Here is a 16,307-nt window from a genome sequence, read left to right as displayed (position 1 = left end):
TACAACACGGTTACTATGGGTCGAAGCTCGGCAGAATTCCAAAACGAAACAGTCAGTCTTCGTACAGATGGTCGATGATTTTATCGGCAATATCCACACTGTCCATTTCACTGATTTCGAATTGGGAAAAATAGCCGATCACTTCGAGCCGGTTTTGCTCACAATACTGGTGCATCCGGCGCGCGACTTCCGAGTTTCCTTTGGCAAAATTTAGATCAAAATGAACCGCCCGGGTGGTGGGTTTGCAAAACAAAACATACTCTGAATCGTCGGATTCGTCCAGGGGGTGGCCCCATTCATTCAGGGCCCTGTCAAAAGCCGTCCGCACCGTTTTGGCAATGGTTTTGATGTCGGCGACGGTAAATTTCTCGGTCCTCATGCAATTGTCTTTTTGCGAAAGTACGGCAGGAAACCGGATTACCGGCACGGACTCCGAAATGACTTGTCTCAAGGCGCTGCGGGGGCCACGACTTTTGCTACATGGTAAGACTGGGTGTCGAAATCACTTCTGACCTGCAAGAGATCGATCCCCAACGCCCCCGGCCCCACCTCAGGCGATTCGATTTTTATGGGCTCACCGAATTCGGCAAGTACCTCCGCCGGAACAGCGGAAAAGTCGTCTTCTTTTTGGACCGGAAGAACCAGGTACCAGTTTTCATGGATGCTGGATTGATAGATATGAGTGATCATCGCTCGACTTGGTTTGAATACGTTTAAAACTCCGTTCAGCCCGTTGTGTTCAAAAGGCAACACCGTACGATTGTTGGCACTGAGCGCGGGTGCCATACGGTGTCCGATTACCAAAATGAAAAACGACCACTCCAAAATGAAAAAATGGACAGGGAGTAATTTCAACGTCCAATTTTTATCAATCTTATTTTCAACCAAATAGAAAATAATTATGGTTATGGCACACAATTGGCAAGGATTTTTTCAATCACCTGATTCTCCCCGCTGCACTGGCAGACAAGAGGTCCTTCATGGAACACAAACAACAGTTGGATAAAGTTACGGCGGCCGGTTTACTGGTAGCCATGGGTATTATTTTCGGAGATATTGGCACGTCTCCTTTGTATGTTCTCTCAGCCATCATGGGGCCCACCCAGCCGATTCGGGCGGATGTTGTTCGGGGAGCCATCTCCTGCATTTTCTGGACCCTGACCCTGCAAACCACCGTCAAGTACGTCATTCTGATCCTGCGGGCCGACAACAAGGGCGAGGGCGGCATCTTTGCTCTTTACGCGCTGGTGCGCAGACACGCCAAATGGCTCACCATTCCCGCCGTGATTGGCGGCAGCGCCCTGCTGGCCGATGGCATCATTACCCCGCCGGTTTCGGTTTCATCCGCCGTCGAGGGGCTGGAGCTGCTGTATCCAGACATCCCCACGGTTCCTATTGTCATTGGCATTCTGACGGTTCTGTTTTTGATCCAGGCCCTGGGCACAAGCGTCGTCGGAACGGCCTTTGGCCCCGTCATGCTGCTGTGGTTCGTCATGCTGGGAACCCTGGGATTGATCCACATCGCAGATTCTCCCGGTATTTTGAGTGCCGTCAATCCCTATTATGCCTGGTGGCTGCTGGCGGAATATCCGGGCGGTTTCTGGCTCCTGGGCTCGGTTTTCCTCTGCACGACCGGTGCGGAAGCCTTGTATTCCGACCTGGGCCACTGCGGAAGGGGCAACATCCGCATAAGCTGGATTTTTGTAAAGACCTGCCTGCTGTTGAATTACTTTGGTCAGGGTGCCTGGTTGCTCACGATGGAAGGCCAGGCATTGGGCGAGCACAAACCGTTCTATGCCCTCATGCCCGACTGGTTTCTCTTCGCCGGCATCGGCATTGCGACGGCCGCGACGGTGATTGCCAGCCAGGCCCTGATAACCGGCTCGTTCACGCTGATCAGTGAAGCAATCCGGCTGAACCTATGGCCCAAAGTGATTCTGCGCTACCCATCCGTGAAAAAAGGGCAGCTCTACGTACCCAGCATCAACCTCCTGCTGTGGCTCGGGTGTGTGGGGGTTGTGCTTTACTTTCGGGAATCGGCCAACATGGAGGCTGCCTACGGATTGGCCATCACCCTGACGATGCTGATGACCACCATCCTGATGACGTATTATTTATACAGCCACCGCTATAAGGCCTGGGGCGTCGTGCTGTTTCTGGTCGTTTATGTCCTGCTGGAAGGCGCTTTTCTGGTGGCCAATCTCATCAAGTTTCCCCACGGCGGTTGGGTGTCGCTCTTCATTGGTTCCGCCATTGCGGTGGTGATGTATACCTGGCTTCGGGCGTTTTACATCAAACTCCGGTTAACGGAATACGTCCGGATCGACCATTACCTGAAACCGCTCATCGAACTGAGCCGGGATATCAGCATTCCGAAATATGCCACGCACCTGGTGTTCATGAGCAATGCCGCCCGCCAGTCCGAAATAGAATCCAAAATCATTTATTCCATCTTTCAGAAGCGTCCCAAACGGGCCGATATTTTCTGGTTTGTCCACGTAGACACGACGGATGATCCGTATACAATGGAATATAAAGTCAACACGATAGCGACCGACGATGTGTATAAAATCACGTTCCGGCTGGGCTTTCGCGTCGAGCAACGGATTAACCTGTTTTTCCGGAAGGTGATCGAAGATATGGTCAAAAACAAGGAAGTGGATATCACCAGCCGCTACGAATCCCTCAGTCGTCAGCACGTCATTGGTGATTTTCGGTTTGTGGTGCTGGAGAAGTTTCTATCCTTCGAAAACGACCTCCCCTGGATGGAGCGGCTGATCATGAACCTGTATTTTTTCATCAAACGGTTTACGACCGCCGAAGACCGCTGGTTTGGCCTCGACAGCAGTTCGGTCAAGATCGAGAAAGTGCCGCTGGTAATTCGGCCCGTCGAAAACATCAAACTCAAACGAATCGAAGCCTGAGCCTTCTCAGCTTGCTGATGCATTGGGACGCCGATTCGTCGGAATAATTCATTTAACAGCTTTCCGAAGCGTTTCGCTACCTGTTGGCGCAACGGGTTAAGGATTCAGTACCACTCAAAACCGAGGTATACCGCACCAAAAACAGGTCACGATACTGCATTCCTGGGTAGCTAAGGCTTGACAAAGTTGAGGTTGTGAAACAGAAAAAGCCGGATAGCGTGGTTGTTGACAAAAGTGCTGCCCGACGCCTGTTGCTGAAACAGATTCATGTAGCCCAGTTGCGCGGTAAACGTTTTACTGAACGGATAAGCCACCCCCACAAAAAACCGGTTTTGATCAAAATAATTATAAGTGATCTGCTTCCCTGCATTGACATGAATTTCATCCTGCAGCACGAAGTTTGGAACACCGGGTTTGGGGGTATCGCCTTTCAGCGGCACCTGCACCGTAATCATATACCGAAAACGATAATTGAAAGCGTACCCATCGGCCAATTCGTTGCCCAGCGTTTTGCGGATATTGCGTTCTTCGGCTCTGATCCATTGATTGAGGTGCAGACGTTTGAAATGACCCAACCAGTTTATCTGCTGCCAGAAACGGTGTTCAGGCCGTACCAGCGGCTCGGCATTCCCAACGGGTGGATTGGCCGGATACAGACGCGCATAGGCATACCCTGCCGTGATTCGGACCTGATCGGACACGTAATAGGTAAGGCCGGGACGCACGATCAGGGTACTCCATCGGTCCAGGAAATCATCGGTCCGGCGGGCGTGGAGATCGAGCCAGACTCCCCAGCGATTGCTCAAACGGGTTTGATTAAAGTACCCCAGCCAGGCTTGCTGCTGATTCCGAACTTGTTTGGCAGGTACGGTTTGCGCCGTCAGATCCTGACTGAATCCAATGAAGACTAAAAGCAAAAGAGTAATGGTACGGGTCATAAAAGTGAAGAGAAAATACCCGATCGAAGCAACAGGCCGAGGATGGCTGCGGCTGCAATCAAACCTAATTCCGATAATTTTTTAAAGCGATATAATAAAATGGTGGCGGTTAAAGCAATGATGATCGCTGGCAGATCCACCAGTTGCCGCCGGGCCAGAACGACCACAGCCCCTGCGATAGCGCCGACAGCCGCGATGGTGATCCCATCGACAAAAGCCTTCAAACCGGGGTGTTTTCCGTACTTTTTGAAGTAAGGGGCTGGCAGGATGGTGAGCAGGTAACAGGGTAAAAATGTGGCGGCTGCCGCTACACAGGCACCGGGGAACCCGGCTACCAGATAGCCGATAAAAGCGACGGTAATCACCACCGGTCCGGGCGTAATCATAGCCACAGCCACAGCATCCAAAAATTGCTGTTCCGTCAGCCAGCCGTATTCTTTGACAACACCACCATACAGAAAGGGCACAATGGCCAGCCCACTGCCAAAAACGAAGCTACCGGCTTTGGCAAAGAACAGCGCCAGCTTCCACAGAATGGAGTCGGTCGGTATCGCCAAAACCTGGGTGAGAAACGGCCAGCCGGCCTGGCCTACTTTTGAATCCAACCGAACGGGTGACGCTTTAATAAGCCAGTAGACGCCACCTGATCCGACAACAAGCCACAGTAATTCGGATTCCGTCAGGATCGTGGCAACTGCCGAGATGGCGAACAGCAGCCACCCCAGCCAGTCCTTCCCAATCGTTTTGGTAGTGAGTTTGTAAGTTCCAATCGTAATAATTCCAATGACCGCGGCCCCAATACCGTAGAAAATAGCCTGCATCCAAGGCAATCCGTCAAACAGCACGTAAGCCCATCCCAACCCTAAAACCATCAGGAAGGAAGGCAATACAAACGCAAAACCCGCCAGTGTGGCACCCCAAATGCCGTAATGAACATACCCCAGGTAAATTGCTAATTGAGCCGCCAGCGGCCCCGGAGCCAACTGAGCGAGTGCCATGCCTTCCCGGTAATCTTCATCGGTGATCCATTGCCGGTTCAACACCAGATCCCGGTGCATGGCACTGACTAAGGCAGGAGGACCGCCAAAGCCAAAGGTTCCCAGGCGCAGGAAGTAGCGCACCAAATCTGCTTTGGTATAAGTTGGAGTAAGGTTTTTCATCACAAGGTGACGGAATTACTTTTTAGCTTCCCAGGTATGTTTTTCCTTCTGTAGTTTGCTTACCCACGCGTAAAAGGCATCATAGACCACCAGGCCATGAACCGAATTAGTGCCGCATCTCATCGGTCTTTTTTCCACCTTTCCCCAGTTGTTCCAGGGCCGCTCGAAAACCTTTTGCCAATTCCGGGGCTGGACCGCGCCCGTAATAATGCAGGAAAATCGTCCGGGGCTGTTCCCCCAGCATGTGGTGATGCAAAGCAACCACTTCCAGTTTATGTTGCCGCAGCGTTCGAACGACCGAATTAACCTCGCCCTCCAACATGGCAATGTCGCCGGCAATATGCGCATCGGATTGCTTTCCGGCAAAAGAAGCCCAGGAGTTCAGGCCAATCGCTGCCGTCATTTCTGCACCCATCGCAATAATTTTTACGTCATCACGCCCCACCGTGTATTTATAGGTTGGCCCATTGACGACTCCCGTATATTTCACAAGTGCATCGAGAGCGGGCAGATCGAAGAGTTCTTTTCCGGTTGATGGCGTAGGGCCACTTTGCGCTACGGGCGTAGGTTGATTCGCCGGAAACAGTTTGGTGTTGCCAATCGCCTGAGCGTATTTTTTGGCTAAATCCGCCACCGTTCCGACCCCGTGCAGGTGCATGTAGAAGATGCGCGGTTGTTCGTAGAAAAAGTGGTTGTGAATGGCCGAGATTTCCAATCCGGCCGCGTGCGTGGCATCGATGAGGGGATTGACTTCGGTTTCCAGCAGAACCGTATCGCTCATCATAACTGTTTGCTGACCGTCCACCGTTTTCTTAAAGGATACCCAGCCACCAAATCCAAAAGAGATGGGTACGGCTTCCCCTTTGACGGTGACTTTCAAATCATTGCGGGGCAAAGGCACGGTGTAAACCGCCTGCGCTTGGTTATACGTACCCTTTTTGCCCAACGCCGTTGCAATGGCTTCCTGTTCATTCACACTCAAAGGTGGGGTATTTCCTAAAACCGCATTGGGGTCAAGATCTGGGGAACCGCACAAGGGTACAACGCCCGCGATAATGGTATTTTGAATAAACTGTCTGCGTTTCATAGCTTGGTTCGTACAAACTAAAATTGAATTTCTTCTGCGTAATATTGAAAAAATGCGATCAGACAGAGATGGTAGCCGGGTGCAATTTTACGTCGTTCCATGAACGAAAAATAGAACAGAACTAACCATTTGTACATTCTTTACTTTTTTGGCAAACTTTTTCGAAAATCGGAAAGATTTTGCCCCGTATGTTTTTTAAAGATTTGGGTAAAATGGCTTTGATCGGAAAATTGCGAGTGAACGAAAAAGCACCTGCAAAGGATTGCAGGTGCTTTTTGTAACGTGATCCCGGACGGGTTCGAGCTGTCGACCCATTCATTAAGACGGGGCAGCCCGAACGGTCAATTGCTCTACCAACTGAGCTACGGAGTCGGTTGGCTGGTTAACAAGGAATTCGTTCCGGAAATACAACAGATAAACCGGCGGACCGAAAATGGTCCGCTACTCCCCGTCGGCTCCTCTCGCTTGCGAATTAGCCGCCAGAACGTCCTGAATCACCGGCAGTTCGGATTCCAGCACCAACAGATACTGACTGATCAGCGGGGTAATCTCAGACAGGGCCTTTTTGTCGGCAATCAGGGCTTCCGTGGCCGTGATGAGTCGGGCGGCTTCGTTCAGGCCAAAGGTCTGAATGACGGCTTTCTGGGTATGAATCAGCCGTTTAATAGCGGTTATATCGCCTTCTTCCAGCGACTGTCGCAATTGTTGAATCTCGACCGGCGTCTGGTTTAGAAACAACGTCATCATTTCAACCGCAAAATCCATATCATGCCCAACGGCTTCCAGGAGCGGTTCCACCGAGAAACTGGGTTTCGGCGTCATATACACTTTTTGGGTTTGAACTTTAGCCGGTGCGATCGGCAGATATTTACGCATAATTCGCTGTAACTCTTCAATTTGGAACGGTTTGGGTATAAAATCATTCATACCGGCCTGCAAACACTGTTCCCGCTCGTTGGCCAACGCGTGGGCAGTCATGGCAATAATCGGCACCGGGCTCTTCAGCGTCGTCCGGATTCGGGTGGTGGTGGTATACCCGTCCATTACCGGCATCTGAATGTCCATTAATACCAGGTCGACCTCCTCTTTTTCCAGAATAGAAAGGGCTTCCTGTCCATTCTCGGCGACCTGCGCCCGGTAGCCCAGCCGGTTGAGCACCTGAAGCGCCAGCCGCTGGTTCATCACGTTGTCTTCCACCACCAGAATGGTCACCTCACGCCCCCCCAGCCCGGACGTCTCCGTGGTCAGATCGGCCTCATGCTCGGGTTGGTGGGGCGCTATTTTGTACGGAATTTCCACCGTAAACGTGGAGCCTTCGCCCATTTTGCTTTCCACCCTGATCCAGCCGCCCTGCATTTCGGTCAGCGACTTGACAATGTTCAGCCCCAGCCCCGTGCCGCCGTAATACCGGGTCGTGAAATCACTCGCCTGCCGGAAGCGCTCAAAGATATGCGGCAGAATGGCCGCTTCCATGCCAATTCCCGTGTCTTCCACCGTGAACCGAACCCGAACGTTCTCCGGGGTTTCCTCTTTCTTTTCGATGCGTACGGAAACCCCGCCCTGTCGGGTAAACTTAATGGCATTGCTGAGCAGATTCAGCAGGATTTGCGTAAGCCGGGTGGGATCGCCCAGAACAACCGCCGGCAGATCGGGATCGGCCGTGACCGTCAGCCGCAAATTTTTATCAGTTGCTGAAGCATCGAGCATCGTCCGGATCGAATCCACCAGCGAACTGATGCTGAATGGAATGCTTTCCAGGGGCAACATCCCCGCTTCGATTTTGGAAATATCAAGAATGTCGTTGACGATCGTCAGCAGATTTTTGCCGGCCGTTCGGATGTAGTCCACAAAATCCTTCTGTTCCTGATTCAAAGCCGTCGATTCCAGCAGGTTGGAAAACCCCAGAATGGCATTAAGGGGCGTGCGGATTTCATGGCTCATGTTGGCCAGAAACTGCTTCTCGGTATGCCGGGCATCCTCGGCAACCTGCGTAGCCTGAGCCAGTTGCTGTTCGAGCCGTTTCCGTTCCGTAATATCGTAGTGAATGCCCATCGATCCGATCACGTTCCCGCGTTCGTCGATGATGGGTGCCCCGCTGATGATGACCCAGATGCGTTCGCCGTCTTTCCGGATCAGTTGCATTTCGTACGAATTGGCACCGCCCTCCCCCCGAAATTTCTGCTGCTTCGTCAGAAAATCTGTAAATTCTTCCGGCACCAGCAATTCGTCGGCCCGCTGCCCAATCAGTTCTTCTTCCGTATAACCCACCATCTGGCAAAACCGGTCGTAGGCCTGCCGAATGACCTGATTGGCATCGACTTCGAGCAAACCGAGTTCCATCCGGTTCATAATCCCCCGGTATTTCTCTTCACTCCGCCGAATCCGTTCATCATAGCGGTATTTTTCCGTAATGTCGGTAAATTGCCACAGGTGTCCCCGGTACTGTTCCTCCTGAAAAATAGGGATGTAACTCCAGTCCAGAACGCGCCCGTCCTGTAGGTTAACAGACGCATTGACCACGGTATGCTGCCGACGGATTGCCTCTTCCATCTGTTGACGGAACAAATCCGGATTGGCAAACAAGGTGTCGTTCGGATGAGCCCACTGCTCAAACCCGGTCCCGATCAGTTCGGCGACCGGCCTGGAAATCCCAAACAGATCGCAGTATAACTGATTGACAACAATAACGGTACGGTTTTCATCTTCAACCAGCACGCCGGTTTGCAGGTTGGTAATGAGTGAGGTCAGCCGGGCCTGTGTAGTGCGAAATTCGTCTTCGCTGATGATTCGATTGGTAATGTCGCGGGCCACGGCCACCAGTTCCGGCTGGTCGTTCTCCCCTTCAACCACCCGCAACGTCTGACCAATCCAGACCGTGCGACCGTCTTTAGCCACCACCGGAAACTCCATGAAGGAACTCCGCTGCTTCTCCTGCAACATCTTCTGGTAAAACTCTGCCACAGATGTCCGCCAGGAAGGAGCTACCAGCGTCATGAAACTCAATCCGATTATTTCATCTTTGGTGTAGCCCAGATTCTGTTCGACCACGGAGTTGACGAATGTAAAATATCCATCGATCGACGTTTTGAAAATAATATCCGGCACCGACTCCACCACGTGGCGGTAGTGTCGTTCACTTTTTTTCAGTTCTTTATACAGAAGCAGCTCTTCATAAGCCTGGGAAAGCTGATGGTTCTTTTCTTCCAGAATAGCCTCCGTTTGCCTTCGGGCCTCTCTTTCAAGAGCCAGTTGGCGTTCGAGGTGCTCTATTGGGGACATATACGGGTTGACAAAGATAAACGAATCGGCACCTGTTTCTATGTAAAAGGCTTCCGGTAAATAAAGCTTTCTGTTGCTATGAATCAGGCTTCCACGGACCAATTAATGAACAACGAAACATCTCCTCACTCCGGTTTCACCCAGGAGTCAAGCACACCTTGTCTCCTGGATTGACTCATAACCTACCAAATATGTTACCAAATAGACAACATCGCATACTAGGCGAAGCAACAATTATGCCGTGGACTGCCCTGTAAAGGTAAGAATTACGCCGGTCTTTTCAGAAGCCCCAACTCCTGTCCGACAGAAATAATGAAATGATATGCATCGAAAACCGTCGAATTAACAGACAATCCTATTTTCAATAAAACAGAAAACCCGGTTCACAGAACCGGGTTTTCTGTTCAATAATTCGGATTAGTTCATACTCACCAGGCGCTGTGATTCGACGACGGGTGTATTGGTTTGCAGTTTAACGGTTTTGACCTCCGTGTTGGCGCCGTCGCTGATTTCAACCTGGTAGATACCATCTTCCAGTTGGTTCAGATCAAATCGGATGGTCGTAACCTCGTGGCCCTCGCCCAATCGCTTGGTCACCAGCGTCCGGCCTTCACTGTTGATCAGCCGAATATTGACTTTACTATCGGTTTCTTTCTGCACGTTCACACTCACCTTCATGCTGTTGATCATCGGATAAACGGCCGACTGAAACGTGGATTTTGGTTTGGCTTTTTCGTGGTTGTCAGCGGCAAAAGTAGTTGATGCGGCAAAAGTTAAGGCCAATAAAGCGGAAGCGAATAGCGTTTTCATAAGATTTGTTGTTTAAGGATGTTCTGATTTCTTGTTGTTTACTGCCAGGATCGGCCGTTTTGATAATCCAAAGGTAGTATTTTTATAAGGTACCTTGCTATACATAGTACTTTGGCGGCAAAAATACCGGTTCGAATGGTCGATAAACCGGATGAATTTTCAAAGCGTCTACCGTCCTGGAATCTTTCAGGCTTTTTTGGGTGCCTTTTTCTGCTGACCGATCCCAAACTGATCGCCCGCAGCCACGGCTTTCCCACCACTGAAATGGATTTCAACCATCTTTTCGCTCTGCACCCAGTTGTAATTCGGGTCTTCCAGGGTGGTGATAATTTTACGCGTTTTCACCTCGATGACATCCCCGGTTGACGGGTAGGCGTATTTTCCGTCCACACTGAACGTAATCCAGCCCGGCATGTCGCGCACCAGAATCGAAGTTTTCTGAACCGGCGGCATCACCGTATTGTCAAAAACGTGCAACCGGTTGTTGGCACCGTCGCACAACCAGATTTCCTTTTCATCCGGCGTCATCCCAATCCCGTGGCTCGGGCAGCCGTGGCGTTTTACTTCGCCGATGTTGAAGCCTTCCACCACCACGCGGTGCAGAAATTTGCCGCTCACCAGATCGCCCACCTCGAAGCCCAGCAACCCATTCACGTTTACATAGACCAACGTCTGCGAACCGTTGATGGTAAACGGGCGAATATCGGCTCCAAACGGCCCGACTTTTTTGGTGACCGTGTGCGTTTTCGCATCAGCGACGTTCAGCATCGTCGATTTCAATCCGGCCAGGTACACAAAATTTCCATCCGGGCCGTAGATGGTGTTGTGTGACCCCGAATGGGTCACGATTTTGGTGATGACGTCGCCGGTTTTGGCATCCACCACCGTCCAAAATTCCTTTTCCAGCGATGGCATGTAAATCGTCTTTCCGTCCGGCGAAATCGAAATCCGGTCGACACCACCCTCGTATTCCTTTTCCCACAACACCTTTTCAGTTGTCAGATCGAGGCATTGCAATGCTTCCAGCGTGCTGATATACAGGCAATTGGTAGCCAGACTAACATCGACGCCCTTCACATTCGACGGTTTTCCATTCTTCTGAAAACCCTTCGTTGGGATGAATTTCACAAAGCGGTGGTTGTTGTCGATGTCGAAAACCTGAACCCCGTGGCCGCCGTAGCCCAGGTAATTCCGCACACCCGGTGTTACCACGTAGAGATACCGCTGCACTTTCGGCGCGGTCTTCACCAAGGCATTGCTGATTGTTTCGGTGGAGGTGAAAACCCAGGCCGTCGTCGACGTGAGAAACAGCCCGCCAAGCAGAAAGCGTAAAATCATTCGTGTCGGATTCATTTCAGGAGAATTTAGGATGCCATTATCAACGAATGAAGAAAAAAACCGGCCCAATCTACCCACGGCAAAGTTGGGCAAGAACCGGAAGTTGAGCGGTTTTTCGAAGACCTGGTCGTTTTTTTGAACGAAGCCTAAAATATTTCCAACCATCTGACCTTCTATGCAGTTAGATTGAAACGAATCAACCAACGCACATCATGACGACAAAGGAAAGCAAAACAGCACTGATTACGGGAGCCTCCAGCGGAATCGGCCAGGAACTGGCAAAACTGTTTGCAAAAGATGGGTACAACCTGATCCTGGTAGCCCGCAGCACCGACGTTCTGAACGAACTCGGCGGCCGGTTTTGGGACGAATACGGGGTTGAAACGACGGTCATTACGAAAGACCTTTCGGAAGAAGATGCCGCTCAGGATGTCTATAACCAGGTCAAAGCGAAGGATCTATCGGTCGATGTTCTGGTCAACGACGCCGGTGTCGGCCTCTACGGGCTTTTTGCCACCGAAACCGACTGGGAACGGGAAAAGTCGCTGATTCACCTGAACGTTCTGACGACCACCCAGATGACCAAGCTTTTTTTGAAAGAGATGGTGGAGCGGAACGAAGGAAAAATCCTGAATCTGGCGTCGCTGGTGTCAATCACACCCATGCCGCTGATGGCGGTGTATGCCGCCACGAAGGCGTATATCTATAATTTTACGCAGTCGCTGATCAACGAATTGAAGGACACCAACGTCAGTGTGACGGCTCTGCTCCCCAATGCCACCGATACCGACTTCTTCAACAAAGCCGGTGCTTCGAACACGAAAGCGACTGAGAATCTGGACAATCCGGCAACGGTTGCCAAAGACGCCTACCAGGCACTGATGAAGGGTGCGCCAAAAGTCGTGCCGGGAGGTCTGGTCAATAAAGCCTACGAAGTGGTGTCGTACGTGGCTCCTCAGGAAACCCTGGCGGGGATGATGCGGAAGACGATGCAGCCGAAAGCCGAACCCAAAACCGATGAAAAAGACAACAAAGCCGCTCTGACCTGGGGCATCGGTCTGGCGGCAGTGGTGCTGGCCGGAGCCGCCATCGCCCTCGTCTATTCCAATAGCAGCGAATACGATAAAGTCCGGTATCGCTACAAAGCGGGCAAAATTAAATCCGGTGCCGACGACGTGTATGACGATGTGAAAGACAGCCTGCTCAGCGGCCTGAACAGCATCAAAGACGCCGTCAGTACAGCCAAAGAAGTGGTTGCCAAAGCGAAAGAAACCTTCGCGGAAGCACTGGCGTAATTTACATATCGAAACCCTGACAGCGCCGGGCCACCGTTGTGGTCGAAGACCCTGTCAGGGTTTTTAACTTCACAACTCACTCAAATACAGCACAATTCCTGCTGAAACCCGGAAGGTACTGACATCGGCTTTGTCCGTGGTCCGTTCGCCGTTCAGATCAATGGCTGATTTGCCGCCCACCTGAAACGAACCGTTCAGGGTCAGGGCTACCGGCAACGACAGAAAGTAATTGAGTCCCGCGCCAAGGTGGGCGGCTCCCCCCTTGAACAGAATGTTGTCGTAGGCATTGTTGTTAATCACCTGATCGACCTTCCCAACCCGGTGAACATACCCCAGCTCCGCAAAAGGGCGCAACGCGTGGGTGGTAGCCGAAAAATTAAAACGCACCCCGCCCGTCAGATTCGTAAATTGAAACGACTCGGCGTCAATTTTTTTCAGGTTCATCTTTGTTCGGTCATACTGCGCAAACACTTCAAACCGCTGCGTCAGACCGAATCCGGCGCGGCCACCAAACCCAATGCCGTTGCCGGAATTTTCGTCCAGAAATTGAAAATAATCCGACGACCAGCCGAGCATATGCCCCTGAAAACTCAGATTAATCCCCTCAGTCGTCGACTTTTGACGGATGGTTTGCGAAAAAGCGGGGGCCGATCCGACGAAACCAGCCAGCAGAAACAAGAAAATTATCGAGGAAAGTCGCATGATTGAAAGACGCGTTTAAGTACGAAAAATCGACTGATGGGTACTAAATTAAAAGGTAAGAACCGTGTCGCCGGTGCGAACTTCAAAGGTTTGGCCGGCCGGAAAAACCACCGGTTTCCCTTTGACTTCTTCGCTGATGGTGGCCGACCGCAGTGCGAGCCGTTGCCCGTTGGCGGCTTCAACGGCATAGATCCGAAATTCAAGCAGGTCTTTTTTCCGGAATAGATCGTTGCCTGCCTGCCTGATCCGGGTCACTTCCCCAAAAGCCGTTGCACCCGCCAGAATCACCACTTCGCCCTCACTCACCACCGCGTCGATTACCCGGAACCGAACCGTCTCGCCCTCCTGAGCGCGGGACGACGACAGATCGTGGCTCAATGCCAGCTTTACCGGCAAACGCTTGATAGCAACCGACTTGCGAGTTACCGGACGCTTCACAGGTTCCGGCGCCGGTTCGGTGGTCGTCGGTGCAACGGGTTCTGCCTGGGGCGGAGTCACCGGCGTTTCCTCAACCGATTTGGGCGGCACGGTTTTGGGTTTTATTGCACCCGGTTTTTTCGGCAGGCTCGTTCTGGGATTGTTTTCAACCGGATCGGGCGTTGGTTCCGGCACCGTAACCCGGTTTTCGCGGGGTTCAGCATAAACCAATGTCGGCGAGGTTCCCTGCGAGACAACGGGCTTTACCTGTATCGACGGTTTCCTGCCAATAGCATCGATTTTTGACGTAGGTTGGGGCTGCGGTTTGCGGTCCAGCAGCAGCATCCCCAGAAACAGCACCGCGACCAGTGTGAAGGTTCCTGCCAGCATGAATTCCCAATTCGTACGAAACCAGTCCGGCGTCTGTTGGGCTAAAAAACGCTTCGAAAAGAACGAATTGGCTTTTTGAGTTGCCGCCAGCTTCCGGTTGGGCTGCATATCCACCACATCCGTAACCGGCAATGGGGGTACGATTCGGGCGGGGTCCAGAACCGGGGCCGAGGCATAAAACGGTTGCAGGGCTTTTTGAAAGGCTTTGGCGTCGGCAAACCGTTTGGCCGGATTTTTATCCAGGGCTTTTTGCACCACCGCTTCCAGTTCTTTCGGGATCTGTCCATCCAGTTTTCGCAGCGGAATCGGTTTTTCCCGCACAATGGCCTGCATAAGTTCGTAATCCGTCCGGCTGGCAAAGGGCAGTTTTCCCGACAGCAGTTCGTACAGCAAAACGCCCATGGCATACAGATCCGAAGCGGGCGAAGGCTCCTGTCCTTCAATGAGTTCCGGAGCCATGTATTCGAGCGTTCCCACAAGGCGGTTGGCCTGCGTCAGTCGCTGCTCCCCGCTCACGCGGGCAATGCCAAAATCCATGAGTTTAATGGTACCCTCCGGCGTCAGCATCAGGTTGGCCGGTTTGATATCCCGGTGCAGAACGCCTTTTCGGTGCGCGTGGGCCATGCCTTCAAGCCCCTGTCTGACCACCTCCGCAGCTACGGCGGGCGACAAAGCCCCGGCTTTTCGAATCAGGGCTTCCAGACTGTCGCCCTCGACGTATTCCATGGCCATGAAATAGTCGGCGTTATCCTGCAAAAAGTTGTAGACAACCGCAATATTGGGGTGATTCAGCCGGGCCAGGATCAGGGCTTCGTTCCGAAACCGCTCCATGAACGACGTCTGGGAAACGAGGTGCGGGTGGAGCATTTTCACCGCCACCAGTCGTTGCAGCAGCGTGTCGGTTGCCTGATAAACCGTCCCCATACCGCCTTCGCCCAGGAGCGATTCGATGCGGTAGTGCTGGATGAGACGGCCTTGTAGGGTGGACTTCTGGCTATTCATGAGCACGTTCGCTGTCACGCGTGAAGGGTACGTCAATTTCGCGGGTTTCGCGCGGGGCGGGTAGCATTCCGGTGACGGTTCGCTCGGCCAGAACCACGGTGATGTTGTCGTGGCCACCCCGGTTTTTGGCCAGTTGAACGAGTTCGGAAGCGACCTGGGGCAAGGTATCCCGGGCCAGCAGCCGCAGCAAATCGTCCTCCCGGCAGTATTCATACAGACCGTCGGAACACAGCAACAGACGGTCACCGGTATCGAACGGCAGCACGCAACGGCCCACATCGACCCGAATGTCAGCCTTCGTTCCCATAGCCTGCGTCAGTACGTTGCGTTCGGGATGGCGGGCGGCTTTTTCCTCCGTGATTTCCCCCATTTTCAGCAATTGCTGGACATACGTATGGTCTTCGGTTAGCTGGACAAGCTGGCCGTTTTTATACAGATACGCCCGGCTGTCGCCCACATGCGCGTAGTAGAGTTGCTCGTTCTGAACCACCACGGCGGTGCAGGTCGTCCCCATCCCCCGGAAGGTTTCGTGCTGAAGCGACTCGTCAAAAATTTGCCGGTTGGCAATCTGAAAAGCGCGCATCAGGCTATTTTCGGTGGTGTCGCGGAATTGAAAATATTCCCGGCTGACCGTCTCGGCGGCCATCTGACTGGCAATTTCCCCGGCCAGATGCCCACCCATGCCATCCGCCACCAGCAGCAGATACCCCTTAACCCGGCGGATGCCTTCATCGGCCAGCCGGACGAACAAACCGGTGTCTTCGTTGTTTTTCCGGACATTCCCAATATCCGACACAACGATGGCGTTGAGATCGCCGGAAACGACGGGCGGTGTGATCGGTTCTTCTCTCCCGCGTTCCGCCGACACGCTTTCTTCAACGGTTTCCGGCAAGGCGGGCGACGATTTTTTCCCGAAAAGATACTCGACTATATTTTTCATGAACGTGCTTTCTGTCAGTCCGTTA

General features: G+C 52.4%; 13 protein-coding genes. 2 read left to right on the top strand and 11 right to left on the bottom strand.

Annotation, left to right across the window (positions count from 1 at the left end; translation table 11 throughout):
• Positions 1-52: 52 nt before the first annotated feature.
• Both ACO064_RS26460 and ACO064_RS26455 read right to left on the bottom strand, forming a co-directional pair.
• Positions 53-379 carry a hypothetical protein gene (locus tag ACO064_RS26460; protein ID WP_421830196.1) on the bottom strand — a complete coding sequence of 109 codons (327 nt, stop codon included), beginning with the start codon at positions 377-379 and terminating at the stop codon, positions 53-55.
• Between the two features lie 68 nt (positions 380-447).
• On the bottom strand, positions 448-786 hold the full coding sequence (locus ACO064_RS26455) for a YcgL domain-containing protein (protein WP_421830195.1): 339 nt from the start codon (positions 784-786) through the stop codon (positions 448-450).
• 194 nt (positions 787-980) lie between these two features.
• Here ACO064_RS26455 and ACO064_RS26450 point away from each other — a divergent pair, with 194 nt between their 5' ends.
• Positions 981-2,924 carry a KUP/HAK/KT family potassium transporter gene (locus ACO064_RS26450; protein ID WP_421830194.1) on the top strand — a complete coding sequence of 648 codons (1,944 nt, stop codon included), beginning with the start codon at positions 981-983 and terminating at the stop codon, positions 2,922-2,924.
• 170 nt (positions 2,925-3,094) lie between these two features.
• Here ACO064_RS26450 and ACO064_RS26445 read toward each other — a convergent pair whose 3' ends face one another.
• The 6 genes from ACO064_RS26445 to ACO064_RS26420 form a co-directional block, all read right to left on the bottom strand.
• Positions 3,095-3,841 carry a DUF2490 domain-containing protein gene (locus tag ACO064_RS26445; protein WP_421830193.1) on the bottom strand — a complete coding sequence of 249 codons (747 nt, stop codon included), beginning with the start codon at positions 3,839-3,841 and terminating at the stop codon, positions 3,095-3,097.
• Between the two features lie 17 nt (positions 3,842-3,858).
• On the bottom strand, positions 3,859-5,022 hold the full coding sequence (locus ACO064_RS26440) for a chromate transporter (protein WP_421830192.1): 1,164 nt from the start codon (positions 5,020-5,022) through the stop codon (positions 3,859-3,861).
• Positions 5,023-5,128: 106 nt separating this feature from the next.
• The gene (locus ACO064_RS26435) at positions 5,129-6,109 is read right to left on the bottom strand and encodes a DUF1259 domain-containing protein (protein WP_421830191.1); all 981 of its coding nucleotides are present in this window, start codon (positions 6,107-6,109) and stop codon (positions 5,129-5,131) included.
• Positions 6,110-6,550: 441 nt separating this feature from the next.
• Positions 6,551-9,388 (bottom strand): PAS domain S-box protein, encoded by a 2,838-nt coding sequence (locus ACO064_RS26430; RefSeq protein WP_421830190.1) that lies wholly within the window; start codon positions 9,386-9,388, stop codon positions 6,551-6,553.
• 417 nt (positions 9,389-9,805) lie between these two features.
• Positions 9,806-10,198, bottom strand: coding sequence for a T9SS type A sorting domain-containing protein (locus tag ACO064_RS26425; protein ID WP_421830189.1), 393 nt, complete (start codon positions 10,196-10,198; stop codon positions 9,806-9,808).
• Between the two features lie 186 nt (positions 10,199-10,384).
• Positions 10,385-11,536, bottom strand: coding sequence for a YncE family protein (locus ACO064_RS26420; protein ID WP_421830188.1), 1,152 nt, complete (start codon positions 11,534-11,536; stop codon positions 10,385-10,387).
• Between the two features lie 212 nt (positions 11,537-11,748).
• On the opposite strand from ACO064_RS26420, the gene ACO064_RS26415 reads away from it, so the two are divergent.
• A complete protein-coding gene (locus ACO064_RS26415; protein WP_421830187.1) occupies positions 11,749-12,831 on the top strand; it encodes an SDR family NAD(P)-dependent oxidoreductase in 1,083 nt (360 codons plus the stop codon).
• Positions 12,832-12,900: 69 nt separating this feature from the next.
• On the opposite strand, the gene ACO064_RS26410 is transcribed toward ACO064_RS26415, so the two are convergent.
• From ACO064_RS26410 to ACO064_RS26400, 3 genes are read right to left on the bottom strand one after another with little or no spacing between them, the layout of a single operon-like run.
• Positions 12,901-13,533: an outer membrane beta-barrel protein gene (locus ACO064_RS26410; RefSeq protein ID WP_421830186.1), complete on the bottom strand. Its 633-nt coding sequence runs from the start codon at positions 13,531-13,533 to the stop codon at positions 12,901-12,903.
• 48 nt (positions 13,534-13,581) lie between these two features.
• A complete protein-coding gene (locus ACO064_RS26405) occupies positions 13,582-15,342 on the bottom strand; it encodes a serine/threonine protein kinase (RefSeq protein ID WP_421830185.1) in 1,761 nt (586 codons plus the stop codon).
• Complete coding sequence (locus ACO064_RS26400; protein WP_421830184.1) at positions 15,335-16,282, bottom strand: Stp1/IreP family PP2C-type Ser/Thr phosphatase; 948 nt, start codon at positions 16,280-16,282, stop codon at positions 15,335-15,337. The genes ACO064_RS26405 and ACO064_RS26400 overlap by 8 nt, the downstream gene beginning before the upstream one ends.
• Positions 16,283-16,307 lie beyond the last annotated feature (25 nt).

This window comes from Larkinella sp., assembly GCF_965227735.1.
In the GTDB taxonomy this organism is placed as follows: Bacteria; Bacteroidota; Bacteroidia; order Cytophagales; family Spirosomataceae; genus Larkinella.
Note: the sequence above shows the minus strand (reverse complement) of the source record. Positions and strands in the feature narration are given on the sequence as shown.

Bases quoted from the DNA above. Each gene is read 5' to 3' on its own strand.
- ACO064_RS26460 (WP_421830196.1), bottom strand. From the start codon at position 379: ATGAGGACCGAGAAATTTACCGTCGCCGACATCAAAACCATTGCCAAA.
- ACO064_RS26455 (WP_421830195.1), bottom strand. From the start codon at position 786: ATGGCACCCGCGCTCAGTGCCAACAATCGTACGGTGTTGCCTTTTGAA.
- ACO064_RS26450 (WP_421830194.1), top strand. From the start codon at position 981: ATGGAACACAAACAACAGTTGGATAAAGTTACGGCGGCCGGTTTACTG.
- ACO064_RS26440 (WP_421830192.1), bottom strand. From the start codon at position 5,022: ATGAAAAACCTTACTCCAACTTATACCAAAGCAGATTTGGTGCGCTAC.
- ACO064_RS26435 (WP_421830191.1), bottom strand. From the start codon at position 6,109: ATGAAACGCAGACAGTTTATTCAAAATACCATTATCGCGGGCGTTGTA.
- ACO064_RS26430 (WP_421830190.1), bottom strand. From the start codon at position 9,388: ATGTCCCCAATAGAGCACCTCGAACGCCAACTGGCTCTTGAAAGAGAG.
- ACO064_RS26425 (WP_421830189.1), bottom strand. From the start codon at position 10,198: ATGAAAACGCTATTCGCTTCCGCTTTATTGGCCTTAACTTTTGCCGCA.
- ACO064_RS26420 (WP_421830188.1), bottom strand. From the start codon at position 11,536: ATGATTTTACGCTTTCTGCTTGGCGGGCTGTTTCTCACGTCGACGACG.
- ACO064_RS26415 (WP_421830187.1), top strand. From the start codon at position 11,749: ATGACGACAAAGGAAAGCAAAACAGCACTGATTACGGGAGCCTCCAGC.
- ACO064_RS26410 (WP_421830186.1), bottom strand. From the start codon at position 13,533: ATGCGACTTTCCTCGATAATTTTCTTGTTTCTGCTGGCTGGTTTCGTC.
- ACO064_RS26405 (WP_421830185.1), bottom strand. From the start codon at position 15,342: ATGAATAGCCAGAAGTCCACCCTACAAGGCCGTCTCATCCAGCACTAC.
- ACO064_RS26400 (WP_421830184.1), bottom strand. From the start codon at position 16,282: ATGAAAAATATAGTCGAGTATCTTTTCGGGAAAAAATCGTCGCCCGCC.